We start from the raw sequence: 1,299 nt of genomic DNA, 5'->3' as shown, positions 1-1,299 counted from the left end.
AATGGAGTTGCCCCGGTCTGACGGACACGGGCGGGCTTGTGAGCTATGCGGCGGCGTAGAGGACCTTACCTGATGCTTCTGCGGCGTGTCGGCGCTCGAAGTCGGCCGGGCTGAGCTGGCCGTTCGCCGAGTGTCGGCGTCTTGGGTTGTAGAAGCCCTCGATGTAGGCGAACAGGGCCTGCTCGGCATGGTGGCGGGTGGGGAACGTGGTGCGATCGATGAGTTCTGTTTCCAGTGATGCGAAGAAGCTCTCGGTCACGGCGTTGTCATAGCAAGATCCAGTGCGGCCGGTGGAGGGCCGGATGCCGGCCTCCTCACAGCGCTGACTGAACGTCAGGCTCGTGTACTGCGACCCCTTGTCGCTGTGATGCACCAATCCGGGGCGCGGGCGGCGGGCAGCGACCGCCATGGCGAGGGCGTCGGTGACCAGTTCGGTTCGCATGTGGTCGGCCATGGCCCAGCCGACGATCCTGCGGGAGAAGAGGTCCATGATCACGGCGAGGTAGAGCCAGCCCTCGTCGGTGGGCACGTAGGTGATGTCGGCGGTCCAGCGAAGGTTCGGCGCGCTTGCGGTGAAGTCCCGGCCGATCAGGTCGGGGGCCGGCTGGGCCCGCCGGTCCTGGCGGGTCAGCGATGCCCGGCCGGTGCGGCGGTGCACGCCGGCCAGCCCGGCCTGGCGCATCAGACGGGCGACGCGCTTGCGGCCCACCCGCAGGCCGTCGAATTCGCGCAGGTCAGCGTGGATGCGCGGGGCACCATAGGTGCCGTGGGACCGCTCGTGGTGCCCGCGGATCTTCTCGGTGAGCTCGGCGTCCTCCAGATGTCGGCGGGACGGGCCACGGTCCTTCCAGGCGTAGTAGCCCTGCCGCGACACACCCAGCAGCCGGGCCATGAGGGAGACGTCGTGGTGTGCCCTGTTCTCGTCGATCAGCCGGTAGCAGATCACCGGCTGGTCTCCCGGACGAAGAAAACCGTGGCCTTGCGGAGGATCTCTTTCTCCTCGCGCAACTGCTTCACCTCACGGCGCAGCTGGGCGAGTTCTTCCTTCTCGTCGCTGGTCAGCCCCGGGCGTTCCCCGGCGTCCACCCGGTCCTGGTTTGCCCAGGTGCGGATGGTCTGGGCGGACGGCTCGAACTCCTTCGCCAGCTCCTCCGGCGAACGGCCGGCCCTGACCAGCTCGACTATCTGGCGACGGAACTCCGGCGGGTAGGCCGGACGCGTCCTTGGCACGATGAACTCCTCCTTGCGGGACCCAGTATCCCAAAGTGGAAGGTTGTCCATCACACCGGGGCAACTTCA

Annotated in this window: 1 protein-coding gene; it reads right to left on the bottom strand. The window is 67.6% G+C overall.

Annotation, left to right across the window (positions count from 1 at the left end; all coding sequences use genetic code 11):
- Nucleotides 1-43: 43 nt before the first annotated feature.
- Nucleotides 44-1,230, bottom strand: a protein-coding gene (locus I3F54_RS31830; RefSeq protein ID WP_240122400.1) for an IS3 family transposase whose coding sequence is annotated in 2 segments (ribosomal slippage) — nt 44-975 and nt 975-1,230 — 1,188 coding nt in all. Because the reading frame shifts where the segments join, the coding sequence is not laid out codon by codon here.
- Nucleotides 1,231-1,299: the final 69 nt, after the last annotated feature.

It is taken from the genome of Streptomyces sp. MUM 2J, assembly GCF_022414535.1.
In the GTDB taxonomy this organism is placed as follows: domain Bacteria; phylum Actinomycetota; class Actinomycetes; order Streptomycetales; family Streptomycetaceae; genus Streptomyces.
Note: the sequence above shows the minus strand (reverse complement) of the source record. Positions and strands in the feature narration are given on the sequence as shown.